Consider the following 16,707-nt stretch of genomic DNA (forward strand, 5'->3'; position numbering starts at 1 on the left):
TTTGCCCTATCGGGGCGGTGCGCTCAAGCCTGAACTACGCAAGGGTTTCAAATGCCAGACAGCTCTCCGGTATTTTCCGTCAAGATTGCCGACAGCGAAGAGGAGCTGCGCGCGGCCCAGTCTTTGCGGTACGAGGTTTTTGTGCGGGAGCTTGGCGGCAGCGGCGAGATGGTCGACCACAGCGCCGGCTTGGAACGGGACCGCTTTGACCCGTTTTTCGACCACATGCTGGTCACCGATGACAGCAATGGCCGGGTGGCAGGAGTCTACCGGCTGCTGCGCGATGATCAGGCAGCCCAGGCCGGGCAGTTCTATTCCGAGGCGGAATTTGATCTTAGCATTCTCAAGTCCTCGGGACGCAAGCTGCTGGAACTGGGTCGCTCCTGTCTGCACGCCGACTACCGTGGCGGAATGGCGATGTTTCACCTTTGGTCCGCGCTGTCGGACTATGTCGAAGACCATCAGATCGAGGTTCTGTTCGGCGTGGCCAGTTTCCACGGCACTGACCCGCAGCAGCTGGCCACACCGCTGGCAATGCTGCATCACAACCATCTTGCGCCAACAGACTTGCGGGTGAGATCAAAGTCGTTTGAATCCATGGATTTGATCACCAAAGATGATCTGGACCGGAAGCAAGCCATGGTTGAAACACCTGCCTTGATCAAGGCCTATCTCCGCCTTGGCGGCTATGTCGGCGAGGGCGCATTTGTGGATCATGCTTTCAACACCACGGATGTCTGCCTGATCCTGGACACAGCCCGGATGAACGAGCGCCAGCACAGGATCTATGCCGGAGGCAGGAAGCGGGCATGAGCGTCAGCTGGCACAGCAGCGAAGCGCCGGATCCGGTCCGGATTTCGGCCTTGGGCTGGGGGCTGGTGCTGCTGCGCGGGCTGCCGCTGGCAACGCTGGTCTTTGGTGGGCTGCTGCTGCTGCTGGCAATACGGCTGGCCGAGCGGCCGCTTTGCGGTGTGAACCGGCCGGTGACCCCCTTTATCACCCAGTTTGTGTGCCGCAATGCCTTCCGCATTCTGGGGATCACCTACAAGACCCGGGGCAGCTTGATGCGGGCGCGCGGCGCCGTCGTGGCCAATCACGCCTCATGGCTGGATATCTTTGCGCTGAACGCACGCAAACGGATCTATTTTGTTTCCAAGGCCGAGGTCGCCAAGTGGCCGGGGATCGGCTGGCTCGCCCGTGCTACCGGCACTGTCTTTATCGAACGCAATCCGGCGCGGGCCAAGGAACAGGCGGCGGTCTTTGAACAGCGTTTGCAGGCCGGCCATAAACTGCTGTTCTTCCCCGAGGGCACCTCCACCGATGGGTTGCGGGTTCTGCCCTTTAAAACAACACTTTTCGCAGCGTTTTTTAACGAGCATCTGCGGGACGGGATGCACATCCAGCCGGTTACCGTCATCTACCGGGCTCCCAAGGGGGCGCCCGCGCGGTTTTACGGCTGGTGGGGCGATATGGATTTTGGTCCTCATCTCCTCAAGGTTCTGGCAGCACCGTGCCAGGGAGAGGTTGAGCTGATCTATCATCCGCCCCTGAAAGCTTCAGATTTCCCGGACCGGAAATCGCTCGCCGCGGCGGCCGGAAGCGCGGTCCGCGAAGGCCATCACAGCGGGCTTCCCAGCTGAAATCCGGACCAGGCGCCGATTTCTGCGGATCAACTATTGTCAGCTGGCAATTTCTGCTCTATGAGCGCGCCTACGAACCCGCAGGCGGGGTTTGGCCTGATCAGGGGAGACATCCCTGACGGACCCCCGGTTGGAGCATCTGCTCTGAACCCCCGCCGAGGATTGAAACCGGAAAGGAAAGAATAGCATGGCTCTTCCCGAGTTCACCATGCGTCAGCTGCTGGAAGCTGGCGTACACTTCGGCCACCAGACTCAGCGCTGGAACCCGCGCATGTCGCCCTTCATCTACGGCGCGCGCAACGGCATCCACATCATGGACCTGACCCAGACTGTTCCGATGCTGGACCAGGCATTGCAGGTTGTCCGCGACACCGTCGCCAAAGGCGGCCGTGTCCTGTTCGTCGGCACCAAGCGCCAGGCAGCCGGCCCGATCGCCGAAGCCGCTGAGAAATCTGCGCAGTACTACATGAACCACCGCTGGCTGGGCGGCACCCTGACCAACTGGAAAACCGTTTCCCAGTCGATCAACCGCCTGAAGGAAATCGACGAGAAGATGTCCTCCGGCGCCGAAGGCCTGACCAAGAAAGAGCGTCTGGGCATGGAACGCGACCAGGAGAAGCTGCAGGCCTCCCTGGGCGGCATCCGCGAAATGGGCGGCGTGCCGGACCTGCTGTTCGTCATCGACGTTAAAAAAGAAGCACTGGCAATCGCCGAAGCCAAGAAACTGGGCATCCCGGTTGTGGCTGTTGTCGACACCAACTGCTCCCCCGACGGCGTCGACTTCATCATCCCGGGCAACGACGACGCATCGCGCGCCATCTCGCTGTACTGCGATCTGGTGGCCCGTGCGGCTCTGGACGGCATGTCGGCTCAGCTGGGCGCAGCAGGCGTTGACCTGGGCGCGCTGGAAGAAGCACCGGCAGAAGAAGCCGTTGCTGAAGAAGCAGCCGCCGAAGCCTGATCCGTCCTGTCACGGAACTGACATGCGGGGCAGGGTATCACCTGCCCCAAATCCGTTTTTGAATTGAGGAGAGCCTAAGATGGCAATCACTGCAGCAATGGTGAAAGAACTGCGCGAATCCACCGGCGCAGGCATGATGGATGCGAAGAAAGCACTGGTCGAAAACGATGGCAACATGGAAGCCGCCGTTGACTGGCTGCGCACCAAAGGCCTGGCGAAAGCCGCCAAGAAATCCGGCCGTACCGCTGCTGAAGGCCTGGTGGCCGTGGTCGTCGAAGGCGGCAAAGGCGTTGCGGTTGAAGTGAACTCCGAAACCGACTTCGTTGCCAAGAACGGCGAATTCCAGGAAATGGTCGCAGGCATCGCCAAGGCCGCTCTTTCCGCAGACGACGTCGAAGCGCTGAAAGCAGCCGACCTGGGCGGCAAGTCTGTCGAAGCAACCCTGACCGACAAGATCGCCACCATCGGCGAGAACATGTCGCTGCGCCGCATGGAGAAGCTGGAAGGCGAGACCGTCGTTTCCTACGTCCACAACGCGGCAACCGCAGGCATGGGCAAAATCGGCGTTCTGGTTGCGATGACCGGCGGTGATGAAGCCATCGGCAAGCAGGTCGCAATGCACATTGCAGCCGTGAACCCTGCCGCTCTGTCCGAAGCAGACCTGGACGCTTCCATCGTTGAGAAGGAAAAGCAGGTTCAGATCGACATCGCCCGCGAATCCGGCAAGCCGGAGCAGGTGATTGAGAAAATGATCGAAGGCCGGATGAAGAAATTCGTGGCTGAATCGACCCTGCTGAACCAGCAGTTCGTGGTGAACCCGGATCTGACCGTGGAAGCAGCTGCCAAGGAAGCTGGCGCCACCATCACCGGTTTTGTCCGCGTGGAAGTCGGCGAAGGCATCGAAGTCGAGAAAGAAGACTTTGCTGCAGAAGTGGCCAAGGCCGCTCAGGGCTGATCTGCCTTACAGCCTGAGGATTGGAACCGGCGGGGCGGCCCGCCGGTTTTTTTGTGCGCAGGCAACGGGAAAAGACCCATCGCTGGCGGAATATCCGGCCGGATCTGGGTCTGTTCCGATTGTTGGGAAGGAAAGGCGAGGGGCCTCACTGATGGGGATGGATGAGGCCCCTCTGATATCGGAATAGACGCGGAACAATACGCGCCTATTCCCGACCAGGTAGGAGAGCCTTGAAATCGCAAGGGTCGTTACCCAAAGGTTCCTAGGCCAAAGCCACCACTCACGGAACAAGTGAAACATGCAGCGAATTAACCTATAACGGTAGTATAGTATTCCTTACTTTTTAGTAGATGCTCCTTGGCACGGTCAGGCCTGGTTTCCCGGCTAGGCCGCTGCCAGATTGAAAATCGAAAAACCGATCAATTAATCTTTGAAATTCAATGCATTAATGCAGGCTTCTCGCACCCGCCTATGCATCCATAACATACATTTGATTGTGCAGCGCAGCCTTCAGGACAGCCTGGGCGGTTGTTTCAACTGACAAAGATTCACGCGCAAGACGAAGGTGTTTTTCAATCGTAGCGGGAGTGAGCCCCATCAAAATCGCAATGTCCTGGGTGGTTTTTCCGTCACCCACCCATTGCAGCACTTCGCGCTGGCGTTTGGTCAGGCTGCGGTTTGGCGCTGTGTAGGGCAGGGTAAGGATCTTCAGATGCGCGACATTGTTCATCAGCACGATGTCTTCGCCCGCCTCCGCCCACAATGCGTCCACTTCAACCTGACCCATCTCCGGTTTGGCCGCCAGAGAAATGGCCCCCTTGTAGCGCGGCGATGCGGAATAGAAACTGATAGTATAGCCTGCGGTCAAATCCAGCTTCTTGTTAAACTCATGCACCTTTTGCGCTTCCGGCCCCAGCATGCCGTCAGCAGCCATCTCCTGGACGATACGCCAGCTGCCGGCGCCTTCATTCTCCAGCGCCCAGCGGAGCATCGGCGCATGAAAATAAAGGCCCTTGTGCAGGAACCCGTTCAGATATTCGCTGTTGTGGTTCGACAGGATCACAAAATCATCCGGATCCCCCAGCGAGGTCTCCGTCTTATAGCGGGTATAGCCGTAGATCAGCCTGTCAAAGCCGAATTTGCCCATCTGCTGGACATGGCCGTGCCAAAGCTCCTCCAGGCTTTGCGCGCCGCAGACAAAGCTGAGGTAGTCCTTTAGATTCATGCGCTTCCGGCCTCTTTCAGATGCGAATCCAGGGCTTGCAGCGCCAGCAGGTAGCCTTGGGCGCCAAAGCCGCAGATCTGCCCCAGCGCAGCCTTGGAGATATAGGAGGTGTGCCGGAACGCCTCCCGCGCATGGATGTTGGAGAGGTGGACTTCGACTGCCGGGATTTCAACGGAAATCAGGGCGTCCATGAGGGCAATGGAGGTATGGGTGTAGGCACCGGCGTTCAGGACAATACCATCATGCACGCCCTTGGCGGCATGGATGGCGTCAATCAGCGCACCTTCATGATTTGACTGCAGGCACGTCACCTCCAGCCCCAGGGTTTGCCCATGCTCTGCACAGGCGGTCTCCACCATTTTCAGCGTGACCGAGCCATAGACCTCAGGCTGCCGGGTGCCCAGCAGGTTCAGGTTGGGGCCGTTCAAAACCAGAATACTCGTCATCGCCTGTCTGTCCTTATCTTCCTTCCCCCTGAACTTCTAAGACAATTCCAATCAGAATGCGAATACACAAATGCGCACGAATTGGAAAATTTCTCCTACCTGAATTAGCAGCCTGGCTTTCCTGCGCAGCGCACAGAGAAACCTGCGCTTGTTTATTTTTGCTTATTAGAATTCAGAAAGGTTGTTATTGCAGCCGGAATTGGCTCGACCTGGCTGCCACAGCAGCGCAGTATGCCCAGGCAGAAACCGCTGAGGGGCAGGGCAATGGACAAGAAACGTCTGCAGCGCATCAAAACCTGGCAGCAGCGGTATGTGAACCAACGAAAATACGCTGGCAGTGCGCTTCTGATCAACCGCGATGGCAGGGAATGCTTCTTTCACGCAGCAGGTCTGCGAAATATCGAAGAAAACCTCCTCTTCACCCGCGACACGCTGGTCCGGCTTTATTCAATGACCAAACCAGTGACATCCACCGCGCTCACGATTCTTCTGGAACGCGGGGAACTTCATCTCGACGCCCCCGTCAGCGCATTTCTCCCTGAATTCAGCGCTCCGCAGGCCCTTGTTGAGACAGCGGCGTCAATTACCCACACGGAACCCTGTGCGCCGCCAACACTGCACCAGCTGCTGACGCATACCAGCGGGCTCAGCTATCCTTTCAACCCCGGCATCCTGCCTGAGGCCATGGAGAGCGCAGATCTGATGTTCAAACCGGATCAGGGTCCCTTGGCACAGGCTGTCCGTGATCTTGCGGAGCTGCCTCTGGCCTTCAGGCCCGGCTCCCGGTGGGAGTATTCGGTTGCTACGGATGTGCTTGGCCGGGTGATTGAGGTGGTGTCCGGCAAACCGCTTGGCTGTTTCCTAGCCGAGGAGATTTTCGAACCGCTTGGCATGTCCGAGACAGGCTTCCAGCTGCCAAATGGGGCAGGGAACCGGTTTGCCTCTCTCTATACACCTCTCGCCGGGGATGCCTTCGCGCTGAATTCAGAGGCAGAGAACACGGACAGCCTGCGCCTGACGGACAGCTACCGGCATTCACCATTTGAAGGCGCACAGATGCAGTCCGGCGGCGGCGGGCTGATCGGAACGATCGACGACTACATGAAGTTCGCCGAGATGCTCCGCAATCGGGGGCGATACGCCGACGGCTTCATCTTGAGTCCGCAAACTGCTGATTTTATGATGAGAAACCATTTGCCCGGTGAAATCGCGTCGATGGGTCCGCAGAGCTTTGCCGAACAGCCGATGGAAGGCATGGGCTTTGGCCTTGGCGGCGCGGTGGTTCTTGACCCTGCGCGTGCCCGCTGCCCGGGATCCGCTGGCGACTTCAGCTGGGGCGGTATCGCCTCGACCTTCTTCTGGGTGGACCGCACGCTGGGCCTGTCGGTGGTTTTCCTGACCCAGCTGGCCCCGTCCAGTTCCTATCCCTCCCGGCCGGAGCTCAAGGCGCTGGTGCATGGGGCTATTACGGGATGACTTCCAACTGGCTGCTTTGCGGCTAAACTGCCTGCGCTGCAAGCCAAACAACGAAAGCGCTCAAAATGCCCGATACCGCCAAGATCCTCCTTGATCTCCTGGATCTGGAAACACTGGACAGCAATCTGTTCCGCGGTTCCGGATCTGGCGGCGAAACGCCTACTCGGATTTATGGCGGCCAAGTAATCGCTCAGGCGCTCACCGCTGCTTATGCCACTGTTTCCGGGCGTTTATGCCATTCTCTTCATGCTTATTTCATCCGCCCTGGCGATCCCTCGCGACCGGTTATCTATGAAGTCGACCCGGCACGGGACGGCCGCAGCTTTACCACGCGGCGGGTGGTTGCCATTCAAAACGGCAAGCAGATCCTGAACTTGGCGGCCTCGTTTCACGGCCAGGAACCCGGCTGGAGCCATCAGCACCCGATGCCGGATGTGCCTGGACCTGCCGGGCTGGAGCCGCGTCATGAAATCCTTCTGCGAAACGCATTCCGCGTCGATCCGGACAAACGCCGCGAATTCACCAGGCCGCGGCCGTTTGAAATCCGCGAGGTTGAGCCAAGGGATCCGCTGGCACCGGAAAAGACCAGTGACATCAACAGTATGTGGATCAGAATGGAAGCCGCCAAAGGGGCTGGACCGGAGCTTCAGCATATCCTGTTGGCTTATGCCTCCGACTTTGGACTATTGGGATCATCCATGCGGCCGCATGGGCTGACATTTCATAAACCCGGCGCCATGACAGCCAGCCTGGATCACGCGATGTGGTTCCATGCTCCGGTGCAGCTGGAGAATTGGCATCTCTATTCAATGGACGCACCATTCACAGGAAATGGCCGCGGCTTCAATCGCGGATCAATCTACACAGAGAGCGGTGAGTTGGTAGCGAGCGTAGCCCAGGAAGGTTTGCTGCGGCCTGTAGATCGTTGAAAATTAATGCTTTCATCCGATCCCCGAGGTGTCAGATCTGTATTAGCTTAACATAATTCTGATTATAAGACTACAGAAGCCGCTATGGGTGGATTCACAAACGAAGTGCAAATTCTGTACGAATACAGAGAGTTGCATGGAGTATGAAGAATGGGAAGCCACTACTGTCACCTGAAGCTGGTTGAACGACGCAAGCTCGCTAAGTGGCTTGAAGCCAAATGCCGATAGCGAAGATCGCTGATCGCTTGGGCCGCGCGCCCTGCACGATCTACCGGGACATCAAGCGGAACCAATATACGGACGACGAACTACCGGAGCTGAACGGCTACCACGCGCTTGTCGCTCAGGACAAATACGAGGCGCGCCGCGCGATCCATCGCAAGATGATCGTTTATCCTGAACTGAAGGAAGCCATCGAAGACAGGCTCAAAGCTGGCTGGCCGCCGGAACAGATCGCAGGCACAACAGGACACACATCTTCGACGTCCAAAGCCTGTCCCACAGGCCTGAGCGCATCTCTGAGCGTGCCGAGTTTGGCCACTGGGAATGCGATCTGATGATGTTCCGCAAGGAATATGGGAAGGTCAACGTAACCTCCCTGGTCGAGCGCGTCAGCCGGTATGCTGTCGTCATGCGCAACGAGGATCGCCAGTCCAAGCCGATCATGGAAGCGCTAACCCAAGGCCTGGCTCCCCTGCCCGCCGAGGCGCGCAAGTCGATCACCTTTGATCGAGGTACGGAGTTCTCAGACCGGCGGCACCTCAAAGCCGGGACCGGTGCGGATGCGTGGTTCTGTGACCCGCAAGCGCCGTACCAGAAAGGCACGGTTGAGAACACCAATAACAGGCTGCGCCGATATCTGCCCAGATCAACCGAACCGACGGCGCTGACAAATCGGTATTTGAGGTCGATTTGCCATCGCCTCAATTCCACACCGCGCAAGTGCTTGGGCTACCATACCCCTGCTGAGATCTTCGAAAACGAGCTGATGGAAATCCAAAACCGATTGGAATAGAACGGCATATCAGAAATTGCGCTTCAGCGTGAGTTCACATATACGCGTACCCCAGCCTTTGCCTTACGGGAAAAGAAAATGGCTTCCTCTGAAACCAGAGGAAGCCAGTTATCACCGATCAGGCTCCTTCATTGACTGCCCGATTGTATTCTTACCTGGGCCTTCTCAGTGTTCAGAACGGGCGCACCCGTCCCGGATCGTATCGGAAGCGGATAATTCCGCTTCCAGCTGCCGTCTGCGCCGCCGAGGGAAATTCGCAGGCACAGACGGTATTCCGTTAGCTGCAGCCGGAGGTCCCGCCGCAGGTGTTGCACTTCATGCAGGTGCCGTTGCGCACCAGCGTGTAGTTGCCGCATTCACCGCAGGCTTCGCCTTCGTAGCCTTGCATCTTTGCCTTGGTGCGCGCGTCCATTCCGCTCGTGTTTTGCGCCGGTGCTGCGCTGGTTTCAGGAACCAGGGTCTGCAGCGCTGCGACCGGATCGGTTCCGGTGTCCAGCACCCCTGCATCGGTCTGGCCGCCTTGCAGCACCACCAGATCCTGCGGCAGCCGCTTGCGCAGATAGCCGGTCGAAGAGATTTGCTTGAGAACTTCCAGCGACCGGGTTGCTGCGCTTTCACTCAGCTCCGACAGGTTGGACACGCCTTCTTCCTCGCCACGGCCCAGATCGTCGAACGTCGCGCCTTCCGGTTTAACATGCGCCAGATCGGTGCGGTCGAGATAGCTGACAGCCAGTTCGCGGAACACATAGTCGAGGATTGAGGTCGCGTTCTTGATCGAGTCGTTGCCCTGGACCATGCCTGCGGGCTCAAACTTGGTGAAGGTGAAGGCGTCGACAAACTCCTCCAGCGGCACGCCGTACTGCAGGCCGACCGACACCGCGATGGCAAAATTGTTCATCATCGCCCGGAAGCCTGCGCCTTCCTTATGCATGTCGATGAAGATTTCGCCCAGATTGCCGTCCTCATACTCGCCGGTGCGCAAGTACACCTTGTGGCCGCCGACAACCGCCTTTTGGGTATAGCCCTTGCGCCGCTGCGGCATCTTGGTGCGGTGCGACTTCAGCACCTCTTTGATGACCACTTTTTCGACGATTTTCTCAGCCAGAACAGCTGCCTTCTCCTGCGGCGCGCCGCTTTCCAGCACCTCGGCCGCATCGTCATCGTCTTCGACCAGCGCCGCCGCCAGCGGCTGGCTCAGCTTGGAGCCGTCGCGATACAGTGCATTGGCCTTAACCCCCAGGCTCCAGCTCAGCTCATAGGCCTTTTGGCAGTCTTCGATAGTGGCCGAGTTTGGCATGTTGATTGTCTTGGAGATCGCTCCGGAGATGAAGCTCTGGGCTGCTGCCATCATGCGGATGTGGCTGTCAACGCTCAGGAAACGCTTGCCCTTCTTGCCGCAGGGGTTGGCGCAGTCAAAGATCGCGTAATGCTCTTGCTGCAGATGCGGCGCTCCTTCCAGGGTCATGGTGCCGCAGACGTGGTCATTGGCCGCCTCGATGTCCGCCTTGGTGAAGCCAAGGTGGCGCAGCAGGTCGAAGGTGGGATCGTTCAGCTTGGTTGCCGGGATTCCCAGCACGCCGGTGCAGAAGTCCTCGCCCAGGGTCCATTGGTTGAACACAAAGCGGATATCAAAGGCCGATTCCAGCGCCGCATCCACCTTGGCCAGCTCATTGGGGCCAAAGCCGTGGCCAGCCAGCGAGGTGTGGTTGATGCCCGGCGCATTACCGATAGAGCCGTGGCCCACCGCGTAAGAGACGATTTCCTCGATCTGGGCAGAGCTGTAGCCCAGTCCCTCCAGCGCCGAGGGCACTGAGCGGTTGATGATCTTGAAGTAACCGCCGCCTGCGAGTTTCTTGAACTTCACCAGGGCAAAGTCCGGCTCAATCCCTGTGGTGTCGCAGTCCATCACCAGGCCGATGGTGCCGGTGGGTGCAATCACCGTGGTCTGAGCGTTGCGGTAGCCATGCTTTTCACCCAGTTCCAGTGCTTCGTCCCAGGCGCTGGCGGCCAGATCGGTCAGTAGTGCATCGGGGCAATTGGCGATGTCCAGCGGCACCGGCTTTACCGAAAGGTTTTCGTAGCCTTCAGCGCTGCCTTTTGCAGCATTGCGGTGGTTGCGGATCACACGCAGCATATGGTCTGCGTTTTTTGCATAGCCAGGGAAGGGCCCCAGCTCCGAGGCAATCTCGGCGGAGGTCGCATAGGACACACCGGTCATCAGCGCGGTCAGCGCCCCGCAAAGCGCCCTGCCCTCGTCCGAGTCATAGCCAAAGCCCATGTTCATCAGCAGGCCGCCGATGTTGGCATAACCCAGCCCCAGGGTGCGGAAGTCATAGGACCGCTGTGCGATTTCCTTGGACGGGAACTGCGCCATCATCACCGAGATTTCCAGCGTCAGCGTCCACAGGCGGCAGGAATGCATGAAATCATCCGCCTGGAACAGCCCGTCCTTCAGGAAGCTCAGCAGGTTCAGCGACGCCAGGTTGCAGGCGGTGTCGTCCAGGAACATGTATTCCGAACAAGGGTTTGAGCCGCGAATTTCACCGTCTTCCGGGCAGGTGTGCCACTCGTTCACGGTGTCGTGGAACTGGATGCCCGGATCGGCGCAGGCCCAGGCCGCATGGCCGACCTTCTCCCACAGGTCGCGGGCTCTGATTACCTTGGCGACCTTACCGTCGGTGCGGTTGAACAGCTCCCAATCGGCATCTTTTTCGACCGCGTGCAAGAAGGCGTTTGTCACCCGGATTGAGTTGTTGGAGTTCTGCCCGGAGACAGAGCTGTAGGCCTCCGAGTCCCAATCGGTGTCGTAGGTCGGAAACTCGATCGAGGTATGGCCCTGTTTGGCATAATCCAGAACCCGCTTGATGTAGGTTTCCGGGATCGCAACTTTCTTGGCCTCGCGGACCGCCGATTTCAGCCCGCCATTGACCGCCGGGTCATAGGCGTCCGCCTCGGCACCATCCCAGCCGCGGATCGCCTCGAAGATGCCGTTCAGCATTTTCTCGTGCATTTTGGAGCCCGCGACAATCGACGCGACCTTTTGCTCCTCAAGCACCTTCCACTCGATGAACTGCTCGATATCCGGGTGATCGGCGTCCACGATCACCATCTTTGCTGCCCGACGGGTTGTGCCGCCTGATTTGATGGCGCCCGCCGCGCGGTCGCCGATTTTGAGAAAGCCCATCAACCCGGAAGATTTGCCGCCGCCGGACAGCGGCTCGCCCTCGGCGCGCAGATGGGAGAAATTGGTGCCGGTGCCAGAGCCGTATTTGAACAGCCGCGCCTCGCGCACCCACAGGTCCATGATGCCGCCGTCCTTGACCAGATCATCCGAGACCGACTGAATGAAGCAGGCATGCGGCTGGGGGTGTTCATAGGCGCTGTCCGATTTGGTCAGCTTGCCGGTCTTGTAGTCGACATAGTGATGCCCCTGTGCCGGGCCGTCGATGCCATAGGCCCAATGCAGGCCGGTATTGAACCACTGGGGCGAGTTCGGTGCCGAGCGCTGGGTCGCCAGCATGTAGCGCATCTCGTCGTAATAGGCGCGCGCATCCTCCTCAGAAGAGAAATAGCCGCCTTTCCAGCCCCAATAGGCCCAGGCGCCGGCCAGACGGTCAAACACTTGCTTGGAGGAGGTCTCGCCGCCAAACTCTGCGTCCTTACAAGGAATGGAGCGCCACAGGAATTCGGGCACGTCTTTCTCGCGCACCTTCTTCAGCTGCGAAGGGACGCCGGCCTTGCGGAAGTACTTCTGGGCGATGACGTCGCTGGCAACCTGGCTCCAGGACGCGGGAATTTCGATATTGTCGAGACGGAAAACGATGGTCCCGTCCGGGTTGCGGATCTCCGATGTGGCGGAGACAAAGGCCAGATCGGCATAGGCATCCTGTCCGGGTTTTGTGTATTTCCGTTCGATCTTCATGCTCTGCCCCTTCTCAAGCACACGTCAGTCAACTGTCCGGTGCCCCCGCACCTGCCATTTCCGGCTGCACAGCACGCAAAATACCTGTGTCCGCCGCATTTGGCGCACTTGCGGCCCTCGCCGGCCATTCTTCCAGGACTGTCTGCTGTTTTCAGCGTTGTTGCTGCGGCCCCTTAACCCACCAGATTTAGTGCCGTCGCAACCGGTGTCCACAATTTGGCGTATTCTGACACAAGGGGTCAACGTAAAATTTACCCCTTGGCAACGATCTTTGCTGTTGACGCTTTCTGCCGTTTGCAGGGTCCGATTCCGGGCATTGATTCATCCACAGGCAACCGGACGGAACAGGCAAGCCGGCTACGGTGGCGTGAACCCGGATTTCTTATGGGAACCAAGTGACTTGCTGCTCCGCCGCCCAACTGCGGCTTGTGCTGCCGTCTGAGTGAACTGTGCAAAACCGCGCGTCTGAACCGGACACCGGCGCTGGAGCAACTTTATGGTGATGTTGCCGTGGCCTCACGCCGCTCAAGGCAGAGGACCGCGCGCCGGGTTAACCTTCTGATGCCCCTCAGCGGCAGTTGGTTAAAGGTGTGTTAACAGGAGGTTAATGAAATATTAACACTCAGGGGAGAATGCGGGGACGCGTTTGCACCCTGCAGCAGAAACGAATCTCCAGGCGGTTCCGCCCGGCTTAAGATTCGCTGCATTTTTTGCTGAGAAGTGGTCGGGGCGGCGAGATTCGAACTCACGACCCCCTGTACCCAAAACAGGTGCGCTACCAGACTGCGCCACGCCCCGGACCGTGCGCCTTCCTATCTCTGCCAAACTGATTTGAAAACCCCTAACAGGGCCAAACTGCGCCGCTGCCGGAAAAAATTTCATGGCGCATCTCCGTGCCTGCAGAAATGCCATAGCGGCGGGCCAGCCCACCGTTAATTTCCAGCACCGCAAAGACCCTGTCACCGCCAGGGATCGGGGTCAGGTCGTGGGGTTTTGCGTTCTCATGAACCGATGAGACCCGGCCGTGCTCATCCAGGAAAATGATGTCCAGCGGGATCAGCGTGTTTTTCATCCAGAAGGCAGCCCTCTGCGGCCTGTCGTAGACAAACAGCATCCCTGCCCCGCGCGCCATAGTTTCGCGGAACATCAGCCCCCGGGCCCGCTCTTCTTCTGAATCGGCGATTTCAACGCTGAATGCGGTCTGCCCCCAGGCGCCGCGCAGGTCCACGCTTCCGGGCCGGCAGTCCGAAGCCAGGGCCGCACCAGCGGCCAAAGCCAAACAGGCGCCCAGGCTCCAGGGAAGCAGGCGCCGGATCATGGAATTAATCCTGATCGCCGGGCAACAGTGCGGCCTCCCAGGCCAGCACCTCAACGGCCATCCGGCCGCGCTTGCCATCAATCACCCGCATCGCCAGCGCTTCGCCCGGCTGCAGATCCGCAAGGCCCGACTGGCGCAGGACCTCGACATGCAGGAACACGTCTTCGCCGCGGCCGAATACATTGGCAAAGCCAAAGCCCTTGCCCTTGTCGAACCATTTGACACGGGCAGGCTCCAGCGGTTCGTTCTGCAGGCTGACCATGTCCAGATCGGCAAAGTCACTCAGCACTGGCGCATCTTCGCGTTCCGGCGGCTGAATGGAGATCACTTCGACAGCTTGAACACCGCGGCCGGTCTGATGGGTGACAATCTCAATCCGAGCGCCGTCTGCAACGGAGCTTTGGCCGAAATTGCGCAGCACATTAACATGGAGAAGAATGTCAGGACCGCCCTCGTCGGAGACAACAAAGCCGTAGCCTTTGGCCGGGTCGAACCACTTCACCAGCCCCTGAACTTGCTGCAAGCTGCTGAGATCTTCTGCCACTTACTTATTCCCACCGCGTTTTTTTTATTTTGATGACGCCCTGATGCGCGATTCTGACCTTGGAATTCAAGCTAAAAAGACTTGAAATTGTCACGAAACTGCTATTGACCCTAGGTAAACCTTTGCCATTCCGGTCAGGGATTAAGCCGCAGAATTTCCCATTCTGCAGCTGCATTATTGCGCCGCCAGCGGAAGCGGTCATGCAACCGGAACGCGCCATCTGCCCAGAATTCAATCTCAACCGGAACCAGCCGGTAACCGCCCCAGAACGGCGGCCGCTCCGGGTTCGGGCCCTTCATGGCCGTCACCTTGGCCACTTCGGCCATCAGCGTGCCGCGGCTGTCCAGCGGCTGAGACTGTTTCGACGCCCATGCCCCGAGGCGGCTCTTGAGAGAGCGGGACTTGTAATATTCATCGGCCTGCGGCCCTTCCTCGCGGGTGATGGTGCCGCGCACCCGGATCTGGCGGCGCAGCGATTTCCAATGCATGACAAAGGCCGCCTTGCCCGCGTGATCCAGCTCCTGCGCCTTGGCGCTGCCGTAGTTGGTATAAAAGACAAAGGCGCTGTCTTCGATCTCTTTCAGCAGCACCATGCGGCTGTTGGGCAGTCCGTTTTCGTCCACGGTCGCCAGCGCAATGGCGTTGGGATCATTGGGCTCGGACTGTTCCGCTTCTGCCAGCCAGGACCTGGCAATGGCAAAGGGATCATCGCCTGCGAAAATACCTGTACGGTCGGACATGGGCACCTCTCGTGGGAATTCTGATGCAACCTAGGCAGCTTCCTTTGTGCCGGCAAGGGCGTGAACCCTTGAAGCGCCCCGCGCGGCATTATAAACACCGCTAAATTATCAGATCACAGGCGGAGAACCTGCATGTCTAGTCAACTGATGGCCGGTAAGCGCGGCCTCATCATGGGCCTGGCCAACGACAAATCCATTGCGTGGGGCATTGCTAAGGCCTGCGCCGATGCCGGCGCTGAGCTCGCCTTTTCTTATCAGGGCGATGCGCTGAAGAAGCGGGTCGACCCGCTGGCCGAACAGCTGGGCAGCAACATTGTCCTGCCTTGCGACGTGTCGGACGAAGCGTCCATCGACGCTCTGTTCGCCGAGCTTGAGGCCAAATGGGGCAAGCTGGACTTTGTCGTTCACGCCATCGGCTTTTCCGACAAGAACGAACTGCGCGGCCGTTATGTCGACACCAGCCGCAGCAACTTCCAGATGACCATGGACATCTCGGTGTTCTCGTTTACCGCGGTTGCAAACCGGGCAGAGAAAATGATGAGCGAAGGCGGCTCGCTGCTGACCCTCACCTATTACGGCGCTGAGCAGGTGATGCCTCACTATAATGTGATGGGTGTGGCCAAGGCGGCGCTGGAAGCCTCGGTCAAATACCTGGCCGAAGACCTGGGCAAGGACGGCATCCGCGTCAACGCGATCTCGGCCGGCCCGATCAAGACCCTGGCCGCTTCCGGCATCGGTGATTTCCGCTACATCATGAAGTGGAACGAGTACAACTCGCCGCTGCGCCGCAACGTGACCATCGACGATGTGGGCAAATCCGCACTGTACCTGCTGTCCGATCTCAGCTCCGGCGTGACTGGTGAAAACCTGCATGTGGACGCCGGCTACCACGTCGTCGGCATGAAGGCGGTGGATGCGCCGGATATTTCCAAGTAACTGAACAGGCGGAGCCCCGGACAGCGGTCCGGGCTCCGGCAAGCTGACGCGACTTCGCGGGGAGCAATGAACATGACCGATCGTCTGCCGCACGAAAAAGGCTTTCACATCAGCTGGGACCAGATCCACCGCGACAGCCGGGCGCTGGCCTGGCGCCTGGACGGCCAAGGCCCCGATGACGGCGCCTGGCGCGCTGTTGTGGCGATCACACGCGGCGGCATGGCGCCCGCGATGATCGTCAGCCGCGAACTGGACATCCGCACCGTCGATACCATCTCGGTGCGCTCTTACCACCACCAGGCCCAGGGCGAGGCCGAGGTGCTGAAGGCACCTGATGCCCAGCTGATGGGCGACGGCGAGGGCGTGCTGATCATCGACGATCTGGTGGACAGCGGCAAAACCCTGGAACTGGTGCGCCAGATGTACCCCAAGGCGCATTTCGCCACTGTCTATGCCAAGCCCAAGGGCCGGCCGATGGTCGACACCTTCATCACCGAGGTCAGCCAGGACACCTGGATTTTCTTCCCATGGGACATGGCCCTGCAATATGTGGAGCCCTACCGCGGTAAGGATTGATCCGAACCGGGTTCCAGCCTTCTA

At 59.1% G+C, this 16,707-nt stretch carries 14 protein-coding genes, 1 tRNA gene and 1 pseudogene; 9 read left to right on the forward strand and 7 right to left on the reverse strand.

The window, feature by feature from the left end:
* Window positions 1–51 precede the first annotated feature (51 nt).
* The 4 genes from olsB to tsf all read left to right on the forward strand — a co-directional run bounded on the left by olsB (window position 52) and on the right by tsf (window position 3,556).
* Window positions 52–813: an L-ornithine N(alpha)-acyltransferase gene (gene olsB / locus ACXAHG_RS01150; protein ID WP_475055488.1), complete on the forward strand. Its 762-nt coding sequence runs from the start codon at window positions 52–54 to the stop codon at window positions 811–813.
* Window positions 810–1,640, forward strand: coding sequence for a lyso-ornithine lipid O-acyltransferase (gene olsA / locus ACXAHG_RS01155; protein ID WP_475055490.1), 831 nt, complete (start codon window positions 810–812; stop codon window positions 1,638–1,640). Before olsB ends, olsA begins: the two co-directional genes overlap by 4 nt.
* Window positions 1,641–1,827: 187 nt before the next feature.
* Window positions 1,828–2,601: a 30S ribosomal protein S2 gene (rpsB, locus tag ACXAHG_RS01160; protein ID WP_027237674.1), complete on the forward strand. Its 774-nt coding sequence runs from the start codon at window positions 1,828–1,830 to the stop codon at window positions 2,599–2,601.
* 79 nt (window positions 2,602–2,680) lie between these two features.
* Window positions 2,681–3,556 carry a translation elongation factor Ts gene (gene tsf / locus ACXAHG_RS01165; protein ID WP_475055491.1) on the forward strand — a complete coding sequence of 292 codons (876 nt, stop codon included), beginning with the start codon at window positions 2,681–2,683 and terminating at the stop codon, window positions 3,554–3,556.
* A 469-nt stretch (window positions 3,557–4,025) separates the two neighbouring features.
* Here tsf and ACXAHG_RS01170 read toward each other — a convergent pair whose 3' ends face one another.
* On the reverse strand, window positions 4,026–4,781 hold the full coding sequence (locus ACXAHG_RS01170) for an autoinducer binding domain-containing protein (RefSeq protein ID WP_475055492.1): 756 nt from the start codon (window positions 4,779–4,781) through the stop codon (window positions 4,026–4,028).
* A complete protein-coding gene (gene aroQ / locus ACXAHG_RS01175; RefSeq protein ID WP_475055493.1) occupies window positions 4,778–5,227 on the reverse strand; it encodes a type II 3-dehydroquinate dehydratase in 450 nt (149 codons plus the stop codon). The genes ACXAHG_RS01170 and aroQ overlap by 4 nt, the downstream gene beginning before the upstream one ends.
* Window positions 5,228–5,491: 264 nt before the next feature.
* Between aroQ and ACXAHG_RS01180 the strand changes: the two genes are divergently transcribed.
* The 3 genes and pseudogenes from ACXAHG_RS01180 to ACXAHG_RS01190 all read left to right on the forward strand — a co-directional run bounded on the left by ACXAHG_RS01180 (window position 5,492) and on the right by ACXAHG_RS01190 (window position 8,647).
* Complete coding sequence (locus ACXAHG_RS01180) at window positions 5,492–6,703, forward strand: serine hydrolase domain-containing protein (protein WP_475055494.1); 1,212 nt, start codon at window positions 5,492–5,494, stop codon at window positions 6,701–6,703.
* A gap of 65 nt (window positions 6,704–6,768) precedes the next feature.
* Entirely contained in the window at window positions 6,769–7,632 is an 864-nt protein-coding gene (locus ACXAHG_RS01185) for an acyl-CoA thioesterase (RefSeq protein ID WP_475043176.1), read from the forward strand.
* Between the two features lie 150 nt (window positions 7,633–7,782).
* Window positions 7,783–8,647, forward strand: a pseudogene (locus ACXAHG_RS01190) (IS30 family transposase).
* A gap of 277 nt (window positions 8,648–8,924) precedes the next feature.
* Here the strand turns inward: ACXAHG_RS01190 and ACXAHG_RS01195 are convergent.
* From ACXAHG_RS01195 to pdxH, 5 genes are all read right to left on the reverse strand, one after another.
* Window positions 8,925–12,569, reverse strand: coding sequence for a vitamin B12-dependent ribonucleotide reductase (locus tag ACXAHG_RS01195; protein WP_475055495.1), 3,645 nt, complete (start codon window positions 12,567–12,569; stop codon window positions 8,925–8,927).
* Window positions 12,570–13,290: 721 nt separating this feature from the next.
* Window positions 13,291–13,367, reverse strand: a tRNA-Pro gene (locus tag ACXAHG_RS01200).
* A 43-nt stretch (window positions 13,368–13,410) separates the two neighbouring features.
* The gene (locus tag ACXAHG_RS01205; RefSeq protein WP_475055497.1) at window positions 13,411–13,887 is read right to left on the reverse strand and encodes a DUF192 domain-containing protein; all 477 of its coding nucleotides are present in this window, start codon (window positions 13,885–13,887) and stop codon (window positions 13,411–13,413) included.
* A 4-nt stretch (window positions 13,888–13,891) separates the two neighbouring features.
* Window positions 13,892–14,431 carry a cold-shock protein gene (locus ACXAHG_RS01210; protein ID WP_475043168.1) on the reverse strand — a complete coding sequence of 180 codons (540 nt, stop codon included), beginning with the start codon at window positions 14,429–14,431 and terminating at the stop codon, window positions 13,892–13,894.
* 134 nt (window positions 14,432–14,565) lie between these two features.
* Window positions 14,566–15,171 carry a pyridoxamine 5'-phosphate oxidase gene (gene pdxH / locus ACXAHG_RS01215; RefSeq protein WP_475043166.1) on the reverse strand — a complete coding sequence of 202 codons (606 nt, stop codon included), beginning with the start codon at window positions 15,169–15,171 and terminating at the stop codon, window positions 14,566–14,568.
* Window positions 15,172–15,303: 132 nt separating this feature from the next.
* Here pdxH and fabI point away from each other — a divergent pair, with 132 nt between their 5' ends.
* Together fabI and gpt are read left to right on the forward strand one after the other, a co-directional pair.
* Entirely contained in the window at window positions 15,304–16,107 is an 804-nt protein-coding gene (gene fabI / locus ACXAHG_RS01220; protein WP_039182935.1) for an enoyl-ACP reductase FabI, read from the forward strand.
* A 72-nt stretch (window positions 16,108–16,179) separates the two neighbouring features.
* Window positions 16,180–16,683, forward strand: a complete 504-nt coding sequence (gpt, locus tag ACXAHG_RS01225; protein ID WP_475043164.1) for a xanthine phosphoribosyltransferase — start codon at window positions 16,180–16,182, stop codon at window positions 16,681–16,683.
* Window positions 16,684–16,707 lie beyond the last annotated feature (24 nt).

It is taken from the genome of Leisingera sp. ABD4_442 (assembly GCF_056160905.1).

Bases quoted from the DNA above. Each gene is read 5' to 3' on its own strand.
- olsB (WP_475055488.1), top strand. From the start codon at position 52: ATGCCAGACAGCTCTCCGGTATTTTCCGTCAAGATTGCCGACAGCGAA.
- olsA (WP_475055490.1), top strand. From the start codon at position 810: ATGAGCGTCAGCTGGCACAGCAGCGAAGCGCCGGATCCGGTCCGGATT.
- rpsB (WP_027237674.1), top strand. From the start codon at position 1,828: ATGGCTCTTCCCGAGTTCACCATGCGTCAGCTGCTGGAAGCTGGCGTA.
- tsf (WP_475055491.1), top strand. From the start codon at position 2,681: ATGGCAATCACTGCAGCAATGGTGAAAGAACTGCGCGAATCCACCGGC.
- ACXAHG_RS01170 (WP_475055492.1), bottom strand. From the start codon at position 4,781: ATGAATCTAAAGGACTACCTCAGCTTTGTCTGCGGCGCGCAAAGCCTG.
- aroQ (WP_475055493.1), bottom strand. From the start codon at position 5,227: ATGACGAGTATTCTGGTTTTGAACGGCCCCAACCTGAACCTGCTGGGC.
- ACXAHG_RS01180 (WP_475055494.1), top strand. From the start codon at position 5,492: ATGGACAAGAAACGTCTGCAGCGCATCAAAACCTGGCAGCAGCGGTAT.
- ACXAHG_RS01185 (WP_475043176.1), top strand. From the start codon at position 6,769: ATGCCCGATACCGCCAAGATCCTCCTTGATCTCCTGGATCTGGAAACA.
- ACXAHG_RS01195 (WP_475055495.1), bottom strand. From the start codon at position 12,569: ATGAAGATCGAACGGAAATACACAAAACCCGGACAGGATGCCTATGCC.
- ACXAHG_RS01205 (WP_475055497.1), bottom strand. From the start codon at position 13,887: ATGATCCGGCGCCTGCTTCCCTGGAGCCTGGGCGCCTGTTTGGCTTTG.
- pdxH (WP_475043166.1), bottom strand. From the start codon at position 15,171: ATGTCCGACCGTACAGGTATTTTCGCAGGCGATGATCCCTTTGCCATT.
- fabI (WP_039182935.1), top strand. From the start codon at position 15,304: ATGTCTAGTCAACTGATGGCCGGTAAGCGCGGCCTCATCATGGGCCTG.
- gpt (WP_475043164.1), top strand. From the start codon at position 16,180: ATGACCGATCGTCTGCCGCACGAAAAAGGCTTTCACATCAGCTGGGAC.